The sequence below is a fragment of the Paenibacillus crassostreae genome (assembly GCF_001857945.1).
In the GTDB taxonomy this organism is placed as follows: Bacteria; Bacillota; Bacilli; order Paenibacillales; family Paenibacillaceae; genus Paenibacillus_AQ; species Paenibacillus_AQ crassostreae.
On the sequence record NZ_CP017770.1, the window covers coordinates 2,871,801 to 2,892,542 of the forward strand.

Annotated in this window: 18 protein-coding genes and 1 riboswitch; of the genes, 12 read left to right on the forward strand and 6 right to left on the reverse strand. The window is 39.6% G+C overall.

The features are described from left to right. Positions 1-152 precede the first annotated feature (152 nt). Complete coding sequence (locus LPB68_RS13220) at positions 153-1,259, forward strand: MBL fold metallo-hydrolase (RefSeq protein WP_068660455.1); 1,107 nt, start codon at positions 153-155, stop codon at positions 1,257-1,259. An 11-nt stretch (positions 1,260-1,270) separates the two neighbouring features. Here LPB68_RS13220 and LPB68_RS13225 read toward each other — a convergent pair whose 3' ends face one another. Next, positions 1,271-2,224 carry a TRM11 family SAM-dependent methyltransferase gene (locus tag LPB68_RS13225; protein ID WP_232510285.1) on the reverse strand — a complete coding sequence of 318 codons (954 nt, stop codon included), beginning with the start codon at positions 2,222-2,224 and terminating at the stop codon, positions 1,271-1,273. 165 nt (positions 2,225-2,389) lie between these two features. Here LPB68_RS13225 and LPB68_RS13230 point away from each other — a divergent pair, with 165 nt between their 5' ends. Next, a complete protein-coding gene (locus LPB68_RS13230) occupies positions 2,390-2,713 on the forward strand; it encodes a hypothetical protein (protein WP_068660453.1) in 324 nt (107 codons plus the stop codon). Between the two features lie 127 nt (positions 2,714-2,840). On the opposite strand, the gene LPB68_RS13235 is transcribed toward LPB68_RS13230, so the two are convergent. Then, positions 2,841-4,307, reverse strand: coding sequence for an alpha-amylase (locus LPB68_RS13235; RefSeq protein ID WP_068660451.1), 1,467 nt, complete (start codon positions 4,305-4,307; stop codon positions 2,841-2,843). Between the two features lie 234 nt (positions 4,308-4,541). On the opposite strand from LPB68_RS13235, the gene LPB68_RS13240 reads away from it, so the two are divergent. Continuing rightward, the gene (locus tag LPB68_RS13240; RefSeq protein WP_068660449.1) at positions 4,542-5,171 is read left to right on the forward strand and encodes a nitroreductase family protein; all 630 of its coding nucleotides are present in this window, start codon (positions 4,542-4,544) and stop codon (positions 5,169-5,171) included. A gap of 88 nt (positions 5,172-5,259) precedes the next feature. Here LPB68_RS13240 and LPB68_RS13245 read toward each other — a convergent pair whose 3' ends face one another. Beyond that, the gene (locus LPB68_RS13245; protein WP_068660448.1) at positions 5,260-5,820 is read right to left on the reverse strand and encodes a GbsR/MarR family transcriptional regulator; all 561 of its coding nucleotides are present in this window, start codon (positions 5,818-5,820) and stop codon (positions 5,260-5,262) included. A gap of 261 nt (positions 5,821-6,081) precedes the next feature. Between LPB68_RS13245 and LPB68_RS13250 the strand changes: the two genes are divergently transcribed. From LPB68_RS13250 to LPB68_RS13265, 4 genes are all read left to right on the forward strand, one after another. Further along, the gene (locus LPB68_RS13250) at positions 6,082-7,281 is read left to right on the forward strand and encodes a quaternary amine ABC transporter ATP-binding protein (protein WP_068660446.1); all 1,200 of its coding nucleotides are present in this window, start codon (positions 6,082-6,084) and stop codon (positions 7,279-7,281) included. Next, positions 7,278-8,114, forward strand: coding sequence for an ABC transporter permease (locus LPB68_RS13255; protein WP_068660444.1), 837 nt, complete (start codon positions 7,278-7,280; stop codon positions 8,112-8,114). The genes LPB68_RS13250 and LPB68_RS13255 overlap by 4 nt, the downstream gene beginning before the upstream one ends. A gap of 7 nt (positions 8,115-8,121) precedes the next feature. Then, a complete protein-coding gene (locus LPB68_RS13260; protein WP_332455205.1) occupies positions 8,122-9,045 on the forward strand; it encodes a glycine betaine ABC transporter substrate-binding protein in 924 nt (307 codons plus the stop codon). 250 nt (positions 9,046-9,295) lie between these two features. Then, on the forward strand, positions 9,296-9,973 hold the full coding sequence (locus LPB68_RS13265) for a M50 family metallopeptidase (RefSeq protein ID WP_068660951.1): 678 nt from the start codon (positions 9,296-9,298) through the stop codon (positions 9,971-9,973). 99 nt (positions 9,974-10,072) lie between these two features. Here the strand turns inward: LPB68_RS13265 and LPB68_RS13270 are convergent, their stop codons facing one another. Together LPB68_RS13270 and LPB68_RS13275 are read right to left on the reverse strand one after the other, a co-directional pair. Then, positions 10,073-10,906, reverse strand: coding sequence for a carbohydrate ABC transporter permease (locus tag LPB68_RS13270; protein ID WP_068660443.1), 834 nt, complete (start codon positions 10,904-10,906; stop codon positions 10,073-10,075). Continuing rightward, complete coding sequence (locus LPB68_RS13275; RefSeq protein WP_068660441.1) at positions 10,906-11,793, reverse strand: carbohydrate ABC transporter permease; 888 nt, start codon at positions 11,791-11,793, stop codon at positions 10,906-10,908. Before LPB68_RS13275 ends, LPB68_RS13270 begins: the two co-directional genes overlap by 1 nt. 168 nt (positions 11,794-11,961) lie before the next feature. Between LPB68_RS13275 and LPB68_RS13280 the strand changes: the two genes are divergently transcribed. The 4 genes from LPB68_RS13280 to cysK all read left to right on the forward strand — a co-directional run bounded on the left by LPB68_RS13280 (position 11,962) and on the right by cysK (position 17,896). Beyond that, positions 11,962-13,785 (forward strand): cache domain-containing sensor histidine kinase, encoded by a 1,824-nt coding sequence (locus LPB68_RS13280; RefSeq protein WP_068660439.1) that lies wholly within the window; start codon positions 11,962-11,964, stop codon positions 13,783-13,785. Continuing rightward, positions 13,778-15,415 (forward strand): response regulator transcription factor, encoded by a 1,638-nt coding sequence (locus tag LPB68_RS13285; protein ID WP_068660437.1) that lies wholly within the window; start codon positions 13,778-13,780, stop codon positions 15,413-15,415. The genes LPB68_RS13280 and LPB68_RS13285 overlap by 8 nt, the downstream gene beginning before the upstream one ends. Before the next feature lie 133 nt (positions 15,416-15,548). Next, positions 15,549-16,862 carry an ABC transporter substrate-binding protein gene (locus tag LPB68_RS13290; RefSeq protein ID WP_068660435.1) on the forward strand — a complete coding sequence of 438 codons (1,314 nt, stop codon included), beginning with the start codon at positions 15,549-15,551 and terminating at the stop codon, positions 16,860-16,862. A 119-nt stretch (positions 16,863-16,981) separates the two neighbouring features. Continuing rightward, positions 16,982-17,896 (forward strand): cysteine synthase A, encoded by a 915-nt coding sequence (gene cysK, locus LPB68_RS13295; RefSeq protein ID WP_068660434.1) that lies wholly within the window; start codon positions 16,982-16,984, stop codon positions 17,894-17,896. Positions 17,897-17,975: 79 nt separating this feature from the next. Here cysK and LPB68_RS13300 read toward each other — a convergent pair whose 3' ends face one another. After that, entirely contained in the window at positions 17,976-18,227 is a 252-nt protein-coding gene (locus LPB68_RS13300; RefSeq protein WP_068660432.1) for a YolD-like family protein, read from the reverse strand. A gap of 446 nt (positions 18,228-18,673) precedes the next feature. After that, positions 18,674-18,757, forward strand: a riboswitch (cyclic di-GMP riboswitch). Positions 18,758-18,933: 176 nt separating this feature from the next. Between LPB68_RS13300 and LPB68_RS13305 the strand changes: the two genes are divergently transcribed. Further along, entirely contained in the window at positions 18,934-20,703 is a 1,770-nt protein-coding gene (locus LPB68_RS13305) for a methyl-accepting chemotaxis protein (protein ID WP_232510284.1), read from the forward strand. Positions 20,704-20,742: the final 39 nt, after the last annotated feature.

A 20,742-nucleotide genomic window follows, 5' to 3' on the forward strand; every position in this document is an offset into this window, starting at 1 on the left:
AGGGCTATAAATTTTACATACAAAGCGATCACAATTGACTTATTACTACTAGATCATCCATTATACTGATATAGGTGGAACGAATGCGTAAAACAATGATGACTGAGCTATATAATAGCTGATTGAAATGAAGAAAGCTGAGGTGGATGGGCATGGAGGTTGTTGTAATTATATTGTGTAGCCTAATTGTGATTATGGCTTTAGTTTACTGTGTTATGAAATATTACCCTACATTTGGTGGGAATTCCTCTGTACGAATACGTCATAAAGTAAGTCAGCCTGCTAATTACTCTAAAGGTAAGTTCGTCAATCAAATTCCGAATACGGTGGATCGAAGCTTCAAAGGGACAATTTCTATCCTAAGAGATTTTATCAAGGGAAATCCTCAAGGCAAACCTCGTGAGCCATTACCGGTAGAGTCTTTACAACATATAAGAAAGAAAGGGTTACAAGAGGCTCAGATTACATGGTTTGGACATTCGGCATTGTTAGTGGAAGTGAAGGGACTGACATTGCTGTTAGACCCGATGTTAGGAAGGGCACCATCACCATTTCCACTCTTTGGCGGTAAACGATATAGTAAAAAACTACCTATTGAGATCGAAGAATTACCACAAATAGATGCAATTCTGCTATCACATGATCATTATGATCATCTCGATTATGGTTCGATTATGCAATTGAAAGGCAAAGTGAAACACTTCTTTGTCCCACTTGGTGTAGGTGCTCATTTAGAAAGATGGGGCGTAAGCACGGAGAAGATTACAGAGCTTAATTGGTGGGATAAGGTGAGCTTTGAGGGACTCACGTTGGTGAGTACACCTGCAAGGCATTTCTCAGGAAGAAGATTGATGGATAGCGATACCACGTTGTGGTGTTCCTGGGTAATCGATGGGCAATCGACAAGGATCTTTTTCAGTGGTGATTCAGGTTATGGTCCGCATTTCAAGGAAATCGGAGATTTATATGGTCCCTTTGATATTACATTGATGGAATGTGGTCAATATGATGAACGCTGGTCCGGGATTCATATGATGCCCGAACAAACGGTTCAGGCACAGGTTGATGTTAAAGGAAAGCTCATGATTCCCATCCATTGGGGGGCATTCAGCTTGGCATTACATGACTGGACTGATCCCATAGAACGTGCATTGAAAGCTGCTCAAGAGCGGAATGTTGCCATCGCAACACCGAGAATTGGGGAAACGGTATGGATTGGATCATCGAGCTATCCGAAGTCTGTTTGGTGGAAAGACTAGGAAGAGACATGTTATGAACAAACGATGACTTGTCTAGCGAACGATCTTTTGTTAGCGGTACAACGATCCGTAATAACAAACCCAGCCTCTGTTATCATGTCATCGATTGTTTCAATTGTGATCACAATGACTTTATTTGCGATTCGACGAGCATGCCGGAGGAGCGATAACTGTTCCTCTGGCGTTGTTGTCGAGAATAGATTATAAGGCATATCGAGAATAGCTACATCGTAAGATTCATTGATATCGGAGATATCCCCGAAGGTAACTTCGCTAGTGTACCCGAAGTGAGCAATGTTCTGCCTAGCTCCTTGGACAATTTGTGGGTTGATATCACGCCCAACAATGTTGATCCCCATGGAGAGTGCCTCTACCAATACAGTTCCAATACCACAGCAGGGATCTATCGCTTGAACGCCAATCGGATTAGGAACAGCAATGTTAGCGACAGCTCTAGCTAGACGTGTTCCGAGTGCAATGGAATAATTACGAGGCTTCTTCATATGGAGCAACCATACGGCATCATTAGTACGATACTTTCCGAAATACCAGCGTCCACCTAAGGTGACGAACCCGAACACATGATCAGGGTTATGTACATCCGCTTCAGCATCGATATGTAGTCCCAAGTCTCTCTCCATAAGACGTCTATCTTCATAAGGTATTTTATCCTCTTCTGAGAGGTCGTTGATTTTCACGAAAATAACTTTGAATGTCTCCTCATGTAATACGATGTCTTCTACTTGCTTCAGAATATCTGCCATGTTCGCTCCTTCATACATGACCTCAATCTGTTCCTTGATAAAGGGACTGCGATTGGGGTCTATATTTAGATCGCTTTTCATAATGAAAGAGTCGGTTTCTTGTCCGAATAGGGAACGCATTTCTAATCCCCACAAAGAGTGTTCATCTTGGCTAGCTGCAAATGTATATATAAATGTTGGTGTCATTTTATCTGTGTTCAATAACTTCCCATCCTTTTCATTAACGTATCATATCTTCAACCATATCTGTAAAAGCTAATAAAAGCAAAAAAAAGTACGAAATGTGTAGGTGTGGCGTGATAAGATGAGAGGAAGTATTAGGATAATTTTGAAATACAATAGACGATAAGAATGGAGTGCCAACATATGAGTCAAATGGATGTAACAAGAGCTGCACAGTTAATTGAGAAATGGATATCTGTCTATGATATGGACAATGCGAAGGCTTGGGAGCGGGACGAGTATCCCTTTATCAAGGATACATCTAAAGCCATGAAGATTGCGGTTCAAGTGTTACGAGGGAAATCGGCGTTGAAAGGCGCATCTCTGCACGCGGCTGCATCTCAATTATTGGAGTATGTTGATGAATACGGAATGGACAGCCCTGCGGAATGGGAGAAGGAGAATATCCCCTTTGTCAAAGAGGTTCTAGAGGCGATTAACTTTACGGTTGCTGTGCTGAAGAAGTAGAACGGGATGGACAATCACCAAATAGATTCTAAATGTGAGGTATGGATTCCAGTTCAAAGAAAGGCTTGACTTCATATCGTTGCTAAGACACTAGAGATTGTATGGTCTAGTGTCTTTGTTATTAATGTTATCCGTGACTTTCCTTCGGACCTGCCCATACGGAGACACTACCACCCATGACTGGGAAGGTTGCGAAGCCATCTTGTGCAATGGTGATTTCGTCTTTTCTATTCTGGGTATAATCGATCCATTTTGCTCCTGCATGATGTTCTCCTACATACATCCGCTTTTCACCTTGATCGCTGTTAGATATGACAACGGCACATCCTGAACCGGCTATTTCGGGTATGCCTCTACGAACCCAACCAATGGTGTTGGGGTGATCGAAATAATCTTGCTGTTCACCGTAAGCCTTATGGTAACGTGTATAAAGCAATGGGTCGATGGCCATGCGTTTCCCCTGAAGTGGTTCCTTTCCACCAATCCCATAATAGTCACCGTAGAAGACGACAGGAAAACCATCCTTTCTTAGTAATATAAGAGCATACGCACTTTGCTTGAACCAATCTTGGACCCAGGATTCTAGGGATTCATGGGGTTGAGAGTCATGGTTATCAACAAAAGTTACAGCGTTCATGGGATGGGAATGGACAAGTGTATCGTCAAAAATAGTAGCGAGATTATATGACTTCCCACCATGCGATGCAGCTTGCAATTTGTAGTGAAGGGATACGTCGAATAGATCCATCGTATAGTCAATCGTATTCAGAAATTGTTGACATTCTGATAGATTGGAGTTCCAAAATTCACCGACGATATAGAAGTCCTCTCCATGTTCATGGACCATGGCCTTTGCGAATTCTTTAATGAAGTCATGGTTGATATGTTTGATAGCATCTAACCGGTAACCATTACAAGATAATGTTGAAGTGAGCCACTTACCCCATGAGATCATTTCTTCTCTCACTTGAGGGTGATTGTAGTCAATATCCGCGAACATTAAGTAATCATAATTACCAAATTCATGGGCAACATGTTCATTCCAATGTTTGTTCTCACCGATGATGCGGAATACACCACTTCGATTGTTACGGGCATCATAGTCTGTACCGTTGAAATGATCATAGTTCCATTTGAATGAAGAATATTGATTGCCACGCCCTGGAAATGTGAATTTAGTCCATCCTTCAATATCGAAAGGCTTCGATATATCTTGTGTGCGATTGTTGCCAGCTACCTCGATGACTTGAAAGGTCTCCTTTTCATCCGCACCCGCTTTATGATTCATGACGAGATCTACATAAACCAGAAGACCCTGTTCGTGGCAAGATACAATAGCATTAATGAGTTCCTGCTTCGTACCATATTTGGTTCGGATTGCCCCCTTTTGATCGAATTCTCCCAGATCATAGAGATCATAAACGCCATAACCGGTATCGTTGCTGGATAGGGCTTTGGTAACCGGTGGAATCCAGATTGTGGTTATGCCAGCAGCCTTTAACTCCGGCGTAATATCTCTTAGGCGGTTCCAATGGGATCCATCTGCTTCGATATGCCATTCGAAGAACTGCATCATCGTTTGATTGCGTTTCATGATTTGAAATCTCCTTCTAAAAAGTGACATGGGCAAAAGACGTTACTTATGATTAAGTACAATTAGTATCAATAGGATAGAGGTTACCCCAATGGTCATGGTATTTATTCGATCGAATGAAATGAAGTGCATTGATGTAGTGAGAAAACAGGTTGACGAATCCACTATTTTAGAGTATCTTTAATTAAAGATAATTCTAATGAAGGCTTTTTATGAAATTAGGAGGAACAAACAATGAGTGATTTCACTTCAATCGTAAAAGATCGTAGATCTGCCAATAAATTTATCGCAGGTGTGGAGATACCCGATAAAGAGTTGGAAGAAATATTCTCCCTTGTAAAATACGCACCCTCCGCATTTAATCTGCAACAGGCCCATTATGTTGTGGTGAAAGACCCAGAGATCATGGAAAGTATATATTTAGCAGCTAATAAGCAATTTAAAATAAAAACAGCCTCTGCTGTCATTCTAGTCCTAGGGAAGAAGGATGCCTATAAGGACGCAGGAAGAATCAATGAGGGGCTACTTAACTTAGGTATTATGAGTAAACAGGAATATGATGCGACATCAGAAGAAGTGGCTTCGTTCTATGAAGGTAAAGGGGAAACGTTTATTCAAGAAGACGCTATTCGGGGTGCAAGCATATCTGCAATGCTGTTCATGCTAGCTGCGAAGGAAAGAGGTTGGGATACATGCCCGATGACGGCCTACGATCCCAAGGAGATTCGTTCATTATTGAATATTCCAGACACGTATGTATCAGCGTTGATGATCACGATTGGTAAAGAAGATACAAGTAGTCAAAGACCACGTGGATATCGTAAACCAGTAGGTGAGTTTGTTAGTTATAACAAATTTTCATAAGAGTCTCATGATTCGCTCGAAACTATGAATACCGCCCTATATGAAGGACGGTATTTGTGGTTTCTTTGTTATTCGGGTCGATAAATCGTTATTCTTCTACTTTTGGAATCCAGTCATATATTTTCCCAGTTTCTAAAGCATCTATAAAGTGACCTAACCATCTGTAATAATGAACAGCGTGATTCATTTTTTCGATATCCATGTCGACATGGGCAACTACAGCATCTTGATCGCTGTATTCTTCACGTAACTTCTTGATTTCAGCTAACGATTTGTGTAAAGAATTAATATTCATTTCCATTGATTTACGCCATTTGATTGAGAAGTAATCTGTAAAGTTCTGGTGCCAGTCTCTCTCTACCTCATATAGATCCTTTCGAGATCCTTTGCCCCATACCTTATTAATCATTTTGAGATCTACTAATGTACGCATGCCTGTACTCATACTAGTTTTGCTCATGCCCATTTCTTGTCCCATCTGATCTAGTGTAACTGGACCATCATGAAAGTACATATTGCCGTACAAATGACCAATGGACATGGTGACCCCATAAAGATCCATATTCGTTCCTATAGAATCTACAACGCGTTGGCGTGATTTCTCGATCACTTTTATTTGTTCTTCATTTAATCCATCATATGTTGTCATGTTGTACTCTCCCTTAGAATAACGCCTGCTTAAAGCGGAAACAATATCTACAGCATTCATTGTAGAAAAAAGATGTTGAAAAGTAAAGAATGAAGCTATGAAGGATTTGTAAGCTAGACAGAGAATACGGTTGGTAAAGTTCGTATAGTAATAACTGTACGTACGTTACGAAGTGTTTTGCGTTTTGACCCTATATTTCTTGGGGTTTACACTATAAAAGTGCCAAAATTTGTTTCAATGATTAAGAAAGGGGGAGTCATAATGGCAATAATAGAGGTCAAAGGATTGACTAAGGTGTTCGGAAATGATCCGAGAAGAGCTTTCTCCTTAATGGATCAAGGCTGGTCTAAAGAGCGTATTGCAAAGGAAACCAAATTAACTGTAGGTGTGAATCGGGTCAATTTTTCCATAGAACCTGGTGAAATTTTCGTTATTATGGGTCTGTCGGGTAGCGGGAAATCAACGGTAGTTAGATTGTTGAATCGTCTGATTGAGCCGACAGCGGGACAAGTACTTATCCATGGTAAGGACATTGTCCGAATGAGTAAAGAAGAATTGCGGGGAATAAGACGTAAGTCAATAAGTATGATTTTTCAGAAATTTGCATTATTCCCGCATCGCACCATATTAGAGAATGTGGAATATGGACTAGAGGTACAAGGTGTTGGAAAAGAAGAACGACGTACGAAAGCCAAAGAGTCATTAGCTCTAGTTGGATTGGGTGGTCTAGAGGATAAACGTCCAGATGAGTTAAGCGGTGGGATGCAACAGCGAGTTGGTCTTGCACGTGGCTTAGCTAACGACCCGGAGATCTTATTGATGGATGAAGCTTTCAGTGCATTGGATCCCTTGATACGTAAAGATATGCAGGATGAGTTATTAGAGCTACAAGCCAATATGAAGAAGACCATTATTTTTATTACACATGATTTAGATGAGGCATTACGTATTGGGGATCGAATTGCATTGATGAAAGATGGGGCAATCGTGCAGATTGGATCACCAGAGGAAATCTTAATGAGTCCAGCTAATGATTATGTGGAGAGATTCGTGGAGAATGTAGATTTATCCAAAGTACTTACAGCAGCACATGTGATGATTCGCGCAGAAACGATTGCAATGGACCGCGGGCCAAGAGTTGCGTTACAGCTTATGCGTGAGCGAAGTATCTCCAATCTCTATGTTGTAGATAAGACCCGTCAGTTGCTTGGAGTTGTGACAGCGGAGGATGCAGTGACAGCTGTTAGGATGGGACAATCATTAGAGAGTATTATTATTCGTGATACACCGATTGTATCCCCTGATGTACTGCTAGTAGAGTTATTTGACGTTGTGAGTAGCACCAAAATCCCTGTAGCCGTAATTGATGACCGCAAAAGATTAGTGGGTATCGTGATCAGAGGAGCTGTCCTTGCAGCATTGAGTGGGAACAATGAAACGGAAGAAGGTGGTCCTCAATGAATGTACCCAAAATTCCTATTGGTGAATGGGTAGAAGGACTAGAAAGCTGGCTAGAGACTAACTTCGAACCATTTTTTGATTTCGTCAAGCTTGTTGTGGGTAGTGTAGTTAATGGTTTAGCGGATGGATTTAATTTCTTACCTCCACTTGTAATGATTGTGTTATTTACCCTTCTAGCGTTCTGGATTGGCAGAATGAAAATGGGTGTGTTCACACTAATCGGTTTACTTCTTGTTCTTAATCTAGGTTACTGGGAACATACGATGGATACGCTTGCTCTGGTATTAACGGCTTCATTTATTTCGATTGTATTGGGTGTACCGATTGGTATCCTCTGTGCAGGAAATAAGAAAGTCCAGAATGTGATTACACCTGTACTAGATTTCATGCAGACGATGCCTGCATTTGTATATCTATTACCTGCCGTTGCGTTCTTCTCACTAGGTGTTGTACCTGGTGTTGTAGCTTCGGTTATATTCTCTATCCCACCTACGATTCGATTAACGAATTTAGGGATCCGTCAGGTTCCTGAAGATTTAGTAGAGGCAGCAGATGCCTTTGGTTCTACACCGATGCAGAAATTAATTAAAGTTCAACTGCCTATTGCGGTTCCAACGATTATGGCCGGAATTAACCAGACGATTATGTTATCGCTATCAATGGTAGTTATTGCCTCCATGATTGGTGCGCAAGGCGTTGGTGCTGATGTATATAGAGCAGTGACACAAGCGAAAACAGGAGTTGGAACGGAAGCGGGTCTAGCAGTGGTTGTACTAGCCATTATGTTAGATCGAATGACACAAAAATTAGCTAAGAGAAAAAAGAAGGAGTGATTGTAATATGATGAAGAAGAAAATAAATATATTATTAATGGCATTTATAGCGATAACTTTGGTACTTGCAGGTTGTTCTACGAATGGTAATGGAAATGAACCAGCAGGCAACAATGGGAACGCAACAGAAGCTAATAAGGATAAAGAACTCACACTAGCATATGTAGCTTGGGATTCTGAAATTGCCAGTACGAATGTAGTTAAGGAAGTATTGGAAAGTAAATTGAATTACAAAGTTGAAATGCTACAGGTAGATGCTGGGCCTATGTACATAGGTATTGCAGATGGAAGTGCAGATGCGATGGTAGCTGCATGGTTACCAAGTACTCATGGTGAGAACTACTATGAACCGAATAAAGACAAATTCGAGGATCTTGGAGTGAATCTAGACGGAACCAAGAATGGATTGGTCGTACCTAGTTATATGGATATAACATCAATTGAGGATCTAGCGAAAGCGGATGTAGGGGAAACATTGGACCACACCATTACAGGAATTGAACCAGGAGCGGGTATTATGACGCAAGCGGAGACAGCTATCGTAGATTATGGATTAAAAGATTGGAATTTATTAGAGAGTTCTTCGGCCGCAATGGTTAAGGTACTTCAAGATGCTTACGCTAATCAAGAACCTATTGTTGTGACGGGATGGACTCCTCATTGGATGTTCGCTGATATGGATCTGAAATACTTAGATGACTCTAAAGGTATATTTGGTGGAAGTGAGCAGATTCATACACTTGTACGTTTAGGTCTGAAAGAAGATCAACCTGCTGCTTATCAATTCCTAGATCAATTTGAATGGACACCAGCTGATATGGAGATGGTTATGATTGATATTGCTGGAGGAATGACGGAGCAAGAAGCTGCACAGAAATGGATTGCTGCGAATGAAGCAAAAGTGAATGAATGGATTGCTGGAATCGAATAATGAATTCAGTTAGTTGGAATCAATTTCATAATCAGCTATGCAACTTAATAGTTTCATCTGAATAGATATGCGTAATTATGAAATTGATTCTCCTAGGTATATAATAATCAAAGAGCCGTTAATACATGGGAGGATCCCTTGTGTTAGTGGCTCTTTACTTTGAAATATATGAATGAATGTTGAACCTGGTGCTCACTACTATTACAATGAAAGATGAGACTAAAGTGTGGTTGCGGAAAGGGAGCATGCTATGAATAAATGGCTGAAGACAATTGTTATACTGCTCGGCTCGGCCATCTTGACACGCTTTATTCCAATGAGCTATTTGTTCCGAACGATGGATACGATGATTCATGAATTTGCTCATGCGGTAGTAACATTGTTAACATCTGGACGTGTACTATCCATTGAATTGAATGCTGATCATAGTGGTGTGACTTATTCTACAATAACCTCTACATGGAGTGCTGTTCTTACGGGGCTGGCTGGTTATATTATTGCTTCATTTATCGCGCTATTGCTGTTCCATTGGATGAATAAGCGACGTCAGAAGTGGGGATTGGTGATGCTAACGATCATTGCACTACTAATGATTGTATTCTTTGTACATCAGGGATACGGTGTGATCTGGTTGGTTGGGTTCATTATCCTAAATATGATCATGTTGTACTTACCTTCTATGCTGCGGAATATTTACTATGGATTGTTGGCATTCCTAACATTAGAAGAATCTGTACTAGGACCGTTGTTTCTTGTGATTAATTCTCTACTAGGTAAGAGTGCAGGAGATGCTACCAACCTAGCGAAGTGGACACCCGTTCCAGCGGTATTCTGGGCATTGTTATTTTTAGCTATTTCACTTGTTTGCGCACGAATTTCGCTAGGATTATTCTTTCGTAGCTGGAAAAGGTCACAGACTTCCCGATAGAAGATGAGTCGTTATAAATACCCGAAAGCCCTACTTCCTCATTATATGTGAGAGAGTAGGGCTTTGTTTTTTTCAATAAATATTGTTCAGGTTATGTGACTAACCTTTTACAGCCCCAGACACAACACCTTTTACAATGTACTTCTGTAAGAAGATAAACACAATGATCGAAGGCAACACAGCCATCACCATAGCTGTCATCGCATATTGCCAGTCAGATGTATATTGCCCAACGAAGGTATAAGCAGCAAGTGTCAGTGTCTTCGTTGAAGGTGAACCATTGACCATGAGCAATGGGAGCAAGAAATCGTTCCAGATCCACATCACATCGATAATGACAATGGTAGCTGTGACAGGCTTAAGGAGTGGGAAAATGACAGAGAAGAACAATCGAAACCCTGAGGCTCCATCTATAGTTGCACTTTCGTCAATTTCTCTAGGAATTCCTTTCACGAAACCGTGATAAATAAATAGAGCTAGTGGAGCACCAAATCCCCAATAGAGTATGCCAAGCCCCCAGGTACTATTGGAAAGATGTAATTGTTTAGCCACCTGTAACACGGTGAGCATAATGGATTGAAAAGGGATGAGTATTGGAATAATACATAACATGTAAATGAAATTACTCATTCTTGATTTTGTTCTAGCTAGCTTATAGGAACCGATGGAAGCAACAAGTATAATACCTGCTAGTCCTACCACTGTAATAATCAAGTTATTCGTGAATAGTCGTGGATAATTGATGTACTTCCATACGTACGTATAGTTCTCAAGAGTAAACGATTTTGGAAGTGCAATAACGTCAGTCATGACCTCAGAGAAGCTCTTGAACGAGTTGATAATCGTTAGAAATAAAGGATACAAGAACAATAGAGATACGATAACCATTACAATCTCTAAGATTAATCGTTTAGGTGTATGTTTGCTTCTCATTATGCTTCAACCTCCTTACTCTTAAAGAATGCCAGTTGAATGACAGTAATAATCAGCACGGCTACAAAGAGAATCAATGCCTTAGCTGTTCCGTAACCATAGAGGTTATTCTGGAAGGTGTCGCGATAAATGTCATAAGCGATACTATACGTTGTCCCTCCAGGACCGCCCCCTGTTAAGGAGAGAATTACGTCGAAGACCTTGATTGAATTCGTCAATGCCATAAAGACAGAGATTGTAATGGAAGGAGCTAATAATGGAAGTGTGATACTAAAGAACTTTCTGATCGGTCCAGCCCCATCGACGGTAGCGGCCTCCTTCAAATCCTCTGGTACAGATTGTAGCCCAGCGATATATATCACCAAGTAAAATCCGATAGATTGCCATATTGAAACTGCAAGTATAGATACAAAGGCAAGTCCTGGTTCTCCAAGCCAACTGAGATCAAAGATCGCCCATCCCGTACTATCTCCAAGGGATTCGAATCCTTGCATAAAAATGAATTTCCAAATAAAACCGACAATGACTAAACTTAAGATATAAGGGATAAAAAATGCTGTTCGTAACCAAGTAGTACTTCTAAGCTTCATATCCAGAACGAGAGCCAGTAGAATAGCGAGTACATTGACAATAACAATGTAGAGAATCGCATATTTAATAGTAAACAAAGCTGCATTCGTAAAGTTGGTGTCACCACTGAATATTTGTTTGAAATTGTCTAATCCAATAAACGTTGGGTTTTTAGAAATACCGTTCCACTTCATCAACGAGTATCGAATAGTCATTGCAAATGGAATATAGAAAATAGTTATAATACATAAAAGAACAGGAATAGTAAAAGCTCCGAACTCCAGTTTCTCTGTCCACTTTCTTCCAAGTTTCTTCATAACGCACCTCTTTCCCTTCTCTTTGGTCTGAACTATAATCAATACACAATCAGATCTTTTAGGATATATTCATTATAAGATCGGGGTTGGACTTCAAGAATAGAGATATGAAAACAGTTAGGGGTAAAAAAGTGAACTGTATTAGATGGGAAGGTGTATTGGTTTATTATGAGAAAAATTTTGAAAATCCATACTAAATTCACTAACAGAATCTCAAAAAGATTAGTGAATAAGCTTATTTTGCTATTTACGTCGATTATTATACTTATAGTCACATCTCTAACCTTGATCTCTTATCAAATGATTCGGAAGGAGTCTGTGAATAATAGTATCGCGAGTACTAACAATACATTGCTGTTGGTGAATCAGAAGCTGGAGGAATATTTAGAAGGTATCGAACAGCTGTCATTACCTCAGATTCAATATGATGAAATCATGAATGCTATCCAGAATGAAGCAGATGATTACTCGTCGCGAATGTTCTTGGAGGATTATTTGCGAAATTTATTTTTCTCACGGGTGGATATGGAAGCGATTTATTTATATTTGGTGGATGAACATAAATATTATTATATCTCGAGAGAAGCCTATAATATTAGTATAAGAGTCATCGAAGATCCAGATATTATAAATCAGTCTTGGTACAAGCAGTTGATGACGGACAAGCAGAATCAGTTGTTTCAATCCTTCGTTATACCAGACGAAACAGAGGAAATATACCAAGGCAATACGGATTCTACGTTCATGGCATATCACCGTGTATTAAGATCCATTGCATCACGGGAACCTCAAGCGGTAATCTCATTTAGCCTTAACTCATCTACTATGGAGAACATCGTGAAGGATATTCCATTTACCCAAGGAGAACATCTATTGTTGTTAGATACCAACAATAGACCTTTTTATTTAGATGACCTTGGATTTTATGAAGTAACACAGAATGAGGAGTTTATAAATACCACCGCGAATGGTGAAGGAGAACGTATAACTTGGACTGTGGGTGGGAATCGTTATCTTGTTGTATATAATGTTGGAGAGCAAATAGGTTGGAAGCTGATTAAACCAATACCACTCCGAATGCTATATGAAGCTGCGACTACAACACGTAACGTGAGTTACTTTATTGGTTTCTTGTTTTTAATCGTAGCCATTATTCTAGTTACATGGACTGCAAATGCTATCACTAAGCCCTTGAAGAAGCTATCTAGACAAATGGAGCTATTCAGTTCGGGTACATTCGATGCAGTAGCACAAGTACGTGGCCAAGATGAAATTGCTTATTTAAATCGACACTTTAATGACATGGTTAAGCGAACGAATGAGTTGATTAATGAACGCTATAAGATGAAATTAGTGGAGAAAAATGCACTTCTGAGAGCGTTAGAAGCGCAGATTAACCCACATTTTCTTTATAATGCATTGCAAGCAATCTCAACGAAGGCATTAAAGAGTGACCATCTTGATATTGTTGAAATGGTTGATGCATTAGCGCTAACATTGAGATACTGCATCAGTGGTAAAGATATCGTTATAGCAACAGAAGAGCTTAGACATATCGAGAATTATTTATTGATACAGAAGGCAAGGTTCGGAGATAGGATACAAGTGAAGTTTGAATGGGATGAGGATCTGAGAAATTTGCAAATTCCTAAACTATCGGTGCAATCCTTAGTTGAGAATTCCGTTAAACATGCCGTGGAGAAAGTGTCCAATCAAATTTTAATTATCATTCAAGCAAACGTGACTAGTACTCATACGGTTATTAGCGTGAAGGATAATGGACCAGGAATGTCAGTTGAACGATTACAGGAAGTTCTGAGATCCTTCAGTGCAGATGGAGAAGATTGGGGCGAGGAGAATATTGGTCTCAAAAATTTATATTCTCGTCTAAAACTTTTATACGGTGAAGAAGCTGATCTTGAGATAAGGACAGATTCATTAGGAACTGAAATGCACATGTTAATCCCGCTAGGAGGCAACAACAATGTATAACATTCTAATTATTGATGATGAAGAACCTGTACGTGAAGCCATTCGTATTCTCGGAGATTGGGATGGATTGGGAATTAATCAAATTATGGAGGCTACGGATGGGGAGACTGCTCTAGAGATACTGAACGATTGTAAGATTGACATTGCCATTGTGGATATGAAGATGCCTGAGATGGATGGAGTGGAGTTTCTCCAAGTGGTCGAGCAGCAACATCCTGAATTATTAACGATAGTGATTAGTGGTTACAATAATTTTGAATATGCACGTCAAGCCATTCGATCTAAGGTGACCGATTATTTACTGAAGCCAGTAAATCGTGCGGATTTGAGTCAGGCGCTATATAAAGCAGTAGGTCAACTAGAAGCTAAGAGGGAACAAAAGAGCGAGTTCATTGCAAATAATATTAAACTAAATATGTCTTTGCCGAAGTTGAAGGAAAAAATATACCAGTCGCTTATTGATAAAAGCTATAAAAAGTATGCGAATGAGACACTTCTGCCCTTAATAGGGGTGGTTAATCCAGATCATAAATTTGGTGTTGCTGTAATACGTATTCTAAACTTAGAAAGCATAAGAATAAGTCGATTTAAAAGCGATACTAACTTACTCCATTTCGCCGTGGATAATATTATTAGTGAATTGACAGGCAATGATCTTCAGACTTTTAGCTTCTCCAATCCTAAGGAAGAACGCGAGATGATTGCTATATGTACGAAGGATAGTGGGAGTTTGGAGGAATTGTCTTTTCAATTCACATATCTAATGAAGCAAATAGCTTCAAATCTAAAGGATCTATTTGGGATAAAGATCTTGGTTGGTATGGGTAAACCTTGTGGAAATATATTGGATATAGCAGGCTCTTATGAATCGGGGCAAGCTGCAATTCGCACTATTAATTTATTGGATCCTAACGAAGTGGTTATAACTAATTGGGGTCATATAACAGAGACGAGGGACATTCAATCCATCATGGTGAGGATGCCATTTATCTGTAATGCCTTAGAAGCTGGAAATCTGAATCAGGCTCGGAGTTTTATTGAAGAATTTATACAGAAGGTGAAGGGTCTGGGTCATTTTAACCTAGGGGATACTGATCGGATGATCCACGAATTTGTAATTTTACTCAATGATAAAGCAATAGAGTTAGGTGTTTCTTCAGAAAAGCTACCTCGTGGTGGAGTATTCGACTTGAGGAAGGTGGGAATAGTAGCAGACATAGCGGACTTTGAACAGTTTTCATCGTTGCTAATTGAAATTCTCGAATACTATAATGCCGTCATTCGCAAATCTACGTCCACTCATTCGATATTCGATCCCAAGGATATTAAAGACTATATCGACGGTCATTATTTCGAAGATTTCAAAGTATCCTCGTTTACAGAGAAGTATTTTTTGAGTAGAGAATATATTATGAAGCTATTTAAGCAACAATATGGATACGGCATTCATGAATATGTGCAGAAAGTTAGGATGGATAAGGCCAAAGAGCTTCTCCTAGAATCAAACCTAAAGATTCTGGAGATTTCAGAGATGCTAGGTTACAAAGATAAGAACTACTTCAGTAAGGCTTTTCGTAATTATTATTCAATATCACCAACCGAATACCGGATGCAAATATGGCAAGGATAATAGTGAACTTCAGAATATCAAATTACTTTTTTACCCTGATCATTTCACTTATCTACATTACTTATCCCATCCTTTTTCTTTAGAATAGATCTCGAGAGCACAATAGCAAATAAAAGAAGACGGGGGCGTATCTATGATGAAACGATGGTTAGCATTAACGGTTAGTCTTGTGTTAATGGTAGGTCTGCTAGCAGCATGTGGCGGAAATGGCAACAATAAGACGAATACCGATTCACCTAACAATGCAGGAGAAGGGGCTTCATCGGAACCAGTTGAAATTAACATGTTCACCGCTTCTCCAGAATATACGGAAGCATTCAATGCCTATATTGAAGAGTACAAAAAGGTAAAGCCTAACGTAACGATTAATCTAGAAATTATGCAAGCCGACTACAATACTGTACTTAAATCAAGAATTGCTGCAGGTAGTACACCGGATGTATTTCAAACGACAGCTGGTGGAGATATTGATACCTTTGCAGATTATAGTGCTGACTTGACCAACGAGCCTCTTGCTGCAGCAATGACAGATGCTGTACGCAAGAATATGACATCATTAGATGGTAAAGTACTCGGATTTCCTATCAAAGGTAATTTATTCACACTCATTTACAATAAAACATTGTTAAATGATGCAGGAATTACAGAAGTTCCTAAGACAATAGCTGAACTTGAAGATGCCATTATTAAACTTGAAGCTAAAGGGATTACACCATTTGCAAATGCATACAAAGAATGGTGGGTATGGAAACATGTATTCCAGCATTTCGTAAATGCTGCTGCTGAGGATGCAGGTATCACTTCTCAAGAATTGGTGAACAAATTTATTGCAGGTGAAACAACATTTAACGAGTATCCTGTTCTATACGATAGCTTCTTTAAATTTGTTGATCTAACTGTGGAACACGGGACAGATAAGCCACTTGAACGCGACAGCAATGCTCAAATCAGTGACTTTGCTACAGGTGAAGCTGCATTTTTGACAGGTAAAGGTGCATGGGATGAAGAAGCCATTAAGAAGATTAGCCCAGACGCTGAATTCGGTATTATGGGGTATCCAGTAAGTGAGAAGGCTGAACAATCATTGATTATTACAGGATCTGATCAGGCGCTACGTATTTACAAAGATTCAGAAGTAGCAGATGAAACAATAGAATTCTTTAATTGGCTCTATACTTCAGATTATGGTGTATCATGGTTCTCGGAAGTTGCTAAGGTAATTCCTCCGATCAAAGATGCTCCGCTTCCAGAACTTGATATGCCTAAGCAAATGGATGAGATTCTTCAGACGAATAAATCAGGTGATTTAGCAATAAACTATTCCCTAGACACATTCCATCAGAAGTTCGGAGAATTGATGCAAGCCTATATCGGTAAAAGCTCAACGAAAGATCAAACTGTAGATGAAATTCAAAAAGCTTGGATCCAATTCGGTTCAGCTCAATAATAGAATAGAACATATTCATTGCAGAAACGGAACCACCCTAGATAGGATGGTTCCGTTTCTTTTTAATGATATGATCACTAATATGAATATTGAAATACATAAAGGAGATTGAAAAATATATGTCAATTGTACAAAGTGTAGTAGAACTTATAGGACAGACACCGATCGTCCGATTGTATCGTGTGGTTCCCGAAGGAGCGGCAGAAGTATATGTGAAGTTGGAAATGTTCAATCCTTCAGGAAGTGTTAAAGATCGAGCGGCATTTAACCTGATTGACACAGCGGAGAAAAGTGGAAAACTCTCTCCTGGAGGTACTATTATTGAACCTACCAGTGGGAATACAGGGATTGGATTAGCTATGATAGCTGCTGCCAAAGGATATAGAGCTATTCTTGTTATGCCCGATAATATGTCCAAGGAACGAATCAATATTCTAAAAGCTTACGGTGCAGAGGTTGTTCTAACACCTAGTAGTGAAAGAATGCCTGGTGCGATCGCCAAAGCATTGGAACTTAGGGAAGCTATTCCTGGGGGATTCATTCCACAACAATTCGAGAATGCTGCTAATCCAGATATTCATCGTGTCACGACAGCCCCAGAGATATTGGATCAAATGAATAATCAATTGGATGCATTTGTAGCTACTGCAGGCACAGGGGGTACCATTACAGGTACAGGTGAAACGTTGCGCCAGCATCTGCCACACATTTATATCGCTGTGGTAGAACCTCAAGGATCTCCCGTTCTATCGGGTGGACAACCGGGTTCGCATAAATTAGTAGGAACGAGTCCAGGTTTTGTACCGGCCATCCTAAATACAAGTGTATATAATGAGATTATTCAGATTTCAGATGTCGATGCGATTGGGATGATGAAGGATCTAGCTAGACTAGAGGGGATTCTTGTAGGGCCTTCCTCGGGTGCATCTGTGTTCGCGGCGATCCAAGTAGCAAAGAAATTAGGAACAGGCAAACGAGTTGTATGTATAGCTCCTGATACAGGAGAACGTTACCTAAGCATGGAATTATTCTAAAGGTTGGAATATAAGAGAAATGAAAAAAAATCGATAGGGACAATATGATGTATTGTTCTTATCGATTTTTTGATTTTTATTAATCTCTAGGATAGTCCACTTTCATAATGTCTAGAAAGGGTACTCTTATTACTTCTATATCATTCTGGATATGCACTAGTCGAGTTCGTGAATCCAAGGTCATGATGACACCTCTTACCTGTTCTTCTCGTCCCCAAACGGTTAGCATAATTTCACTGTCCTCGTATGTTGCTTCGACCAATTGATTTCCTAGCTCTTCCAATTCAAACTCATCCCGCGTAGGCCTTTTTGCAACTTTTGCCTTAGCCATATACATCCCTCCCTTACACAACAAACAAAGCCCTGTCTCAAGTATAACGTCAATTGCTACCCAAGTCATTGGCAATAGCATCAAGAGGTATGAATGCTGGTTATACCATTACTAATATACTAGAAGACCTAAATGGCACAAGGTGAAATTTAAGCGGGTAGACAAGGGGAGTACTAAGGATGTATAGGTGTTAACAGCAGAAGGATGTAAATACATCATTGGGAGAGTATTGCTGTGATAAAATAGTTCTTCAGGGGCTTAAATGAGATCTTATATAATTTTAAGGTCCTATTTTTTTGTACGTAAATTAGGTGTTTTGATCAATAAATTATATAATTCGACAAAAAAATAGTCGTGTTACATGAAAAAATGATGGATATATTTACAAATTAGTAGTAGAATGAGTCTCATTGTTGTTTATTGTCGAATAAAATTATCGATTTCATATCTTAATAGGGCAAAACTACTGAAAAGTAGTGACGCAAAGCTATAGGGACTAATTCCTAAGGGGAAGTCAGCCAGTTGCAGCAAAATGGATGATCTACAGCTGCTTTGTCAGTTTTTGTGGAACATCCTTTTTTGTTCCATGCCTAATCCAATGCGGACTAATGGATAAGAGAGTGATCGAGATTTTATTGTAAATGTAAAAGGCTAGTAGGAATTACATAATGAAGAGCACCATACTATGAAGACAAAGAGGAGATATATGATGAAGATGCCACAAATATTTAAAGGGATTATTAATAATAAAAGTATTGTCGTCAAAAACATGTTATGGACAAGTTTATTTATTATTTCGTCTGGAATTATATTAATTGCAGCAAGCTATTATATCCAAGGACAGGTTCTAACGAACCAATTGGAGTCGGATTCAAGGAAAATTATGGAAGCCTGGGAGAAAAAGGTTACAATGGAAGAGGCGTCCGAAGCGAAGGCGAATAAAGATCGTCAATCTCCGATCCAGAGAAAAATGGCAGAAGTATTTGCGGAATTGCCTGTTCAACATCCTAACGTAGCTCAAGGGTATTTATTTGGTCCTGAACTAACAAATGGTAATGAAACATCAATCATCGCTTTTTCAGATGAGACCATGGACATGCTTGCACAAGATGGACTAGAACTCGGAGCAATGTACCCGCAACCTGAAATTCATGCAGATGGTGTTAGAGAAATGCTAGAGACCAAAGAAATGGCGTTTACCAAACCGTATGACGATGATTACGGTACATGGGTAACCGTTCTAACTCCATACCAGGATGCCGAAGGTACTATCTATGCCTATATGGGTATAGATGTCGATGCTAGCTTAATTAAGCACGGAAAGCAAGAATTGTTGAAATATACGTCGCTAGCTTTGCTGGTGACCCTACTTGTAATGATAACACTACAATATTTCATTACGAAGCGAACCTTCGCACCGGTGCAACATTTGATCAAGGCGTTGGAGAAATTAAGTAATGGAGATTTCAATGTACAACTTGCAACAAGCAAGGATGAATTGGGTCAAGTAGCGGAGAAATTTAATACGACTGCAGTGAATATTAATCGCTTGGTTACGACGATTAAATCAATATCTATACAATCGGCAGACCAATCCAAAGAATTATTCGCTACGTTGGAAGATAATCAACATATTTCAATGGAGATTACCACGAATATTGAAGAGATATCTGATCAAGCGTCTCAACAAAGTAAGTCAATCATAGAGAGTGTAACTTCACTTGAAGAAATATCATCAGGGGTTAATACGATTGCAGGAAGTACCAATCAGTTGTCTGATACGTCAATGGATATGAGAGATCATTCCGAACAAGGTAGCGAGAATGTTGAACGGGTTATGAAGCAAATGGATGCTATTCATAAATCGGTACTCAACTCAGTGAGTTCGATGGAACAGCTGCAGAAACGTTCGGGACAGATTGGAGATATTGTTCAGGTGATTACTCAGATTGCTACGCAAACACAATTGCTATCTCTAAATGCTAGTATCGAGGCAGCTAGAGCTGGAGAAGAGGGTAGAGGATTCGCGGTTGTTGCGAATGAGGTTAAGAAGCTATCTGAAGAATCAAAAAAATCAGCAGAACAAATAACGGAGTTAATCCGATACATCCAAATGGAGACTCAAGTCGCAGTCGATGCGATCAATGAAGGCGAACATAATGTTGAAGTCGGAATCGAGATTGTTCAAGAAACAGGTAAGTTATTTGCAACGATACAATCGGCTACAGAATCGGTTACAAGTCAAATTCAGGAAGTATCAGCTGCAACAGAAGAAATGGTAGCGGAGACGGAACAAATTACAGCTTCTATTAAACAGCTTGCGGTCATGGCAGAGAGAAATGCCGAAGTCTCGGAAGAGATCAAATCAAGTACCCATGAACAACGTGAATCTTCTAATAAAATTGTGAACACGGCAGAGCATTTGAGTCAAATCTCGACTAAGCTTGAAGAATTAGTTATTCAATTGAAAGTTTAGTATAGACATATCGCATTTGAAGATTGTTTGGGGGTTACC

Coding starts and splice junctions, on each gene's coding strand:
- LPB68_RS13220 (WP_068660455.1), top strand. CDS start 153: ATGGAGGTTGTTGTAATTATATTGTGTAGCCTAATTGTGATTATGGCT.
- LPB68_RS13230 (WP_068660453.1), top strand. CDS start 2,390: ATGAGTCAAATGGATGTAACAAGAGCTGCACAGTTAATTGAGAAATGG.
- LPB68_RS13235 (WP_068660451.1), bottom strand. CDS start 4,307: ATGAAACGCAATCAAACGATGATGCAGTTCTTCGAATGGCATATCGAA.
- LPB68_RS13240 (WP_068660449.1), top strand. CDS start 4,542: ATGAGTGATTTCACTTCAATCGTAAAAGATCGTAGATCTGCCAATAAA.
- LPB68_RS13245 (WP_068660448.1), bottom strand. CDS start 5,820: ATGACAACATATGATGGATTAAATGAAGAACAAATAAAAGTGATCGAG.
- LPB68_RS13250 (WP_068660446.1), top strand. CDS start 6,082: ATGGCAATAATAGAGGTCAAAGGATTGACTAAGGTGTTCGGAAATGAT.
- LPB68_RS13255 (WP_068660444.1), top strand. CDS start 7,278: ATGAATGTACCCAAAATTCCTATTGGTGAATGGGTAGAAGGACTAGAA.
- LPB68_RS13260 (WP_332455205.1), top strand. CDS start 8,122: ATGATGAAGAAGAAAATAAATATATTATTAATGGCATTTATAGCGATA.
- LPB68_RS13265 (WP_068660951.1), top strand. CDS start 9,296: ATGAATAAATGGCTGAAGACAATTGTTATACTGCTCGGCTCGGCCATC.
- LPB68_RS13270 (WP_068660443.1), bottom strand. CDS start 10,906: ATGAGAAGCAAACATACACCTAAACGATTAATCTTAGAGATTGTAATG.
- LPB68_RS13275 (WP_068660441.1), bottom strand. CDS start 11,793: ATGAAGAAACTTGGAAGAAAGTGGACAGAGAAACTGGAGTTCGGAGCT.
- LPB68_RS13280 (WP_068660439.1), top strand. CDS start 11,962: ATGAGAAAAATTTTGAAAATCCATACTAAATTCACTAACAGAATCTCA.
- LPB68_RS13285 (WP_068660437.1), top strand. CDS start 13,778: ATGTATAACATTCTAATTATTGATGATGAAGAACCTGTACGTGAAGCC.
- LPB68_RS13290 (WP_068660435.1), top strand. CDS start 15,549: ATGATGAAACGATGGTTAGCATTAACGGTTAGTCTTGTGTTAATGGTA.
- cysK (WP_068660434.1), top strand. CDS start 16,982: ATGTCAATTGTACAAAGTGTAGTAGAACTTATAGGACAGACACCGATC.
- LPB68_RS13300 (WP_068660432.1), bottom strand. CDS start 18,227: ATGGCTAAGGCAAAAGTTGCAAAAAGGCCTACGCGGGATGAGTTTGAA.
- LPB68_RS13305 (WP_232510284.1), top strand. CDS start 18,934: ATGATGAAGATGCCACAAATATTTAAAGGGATTATTAATAATAAAAGT.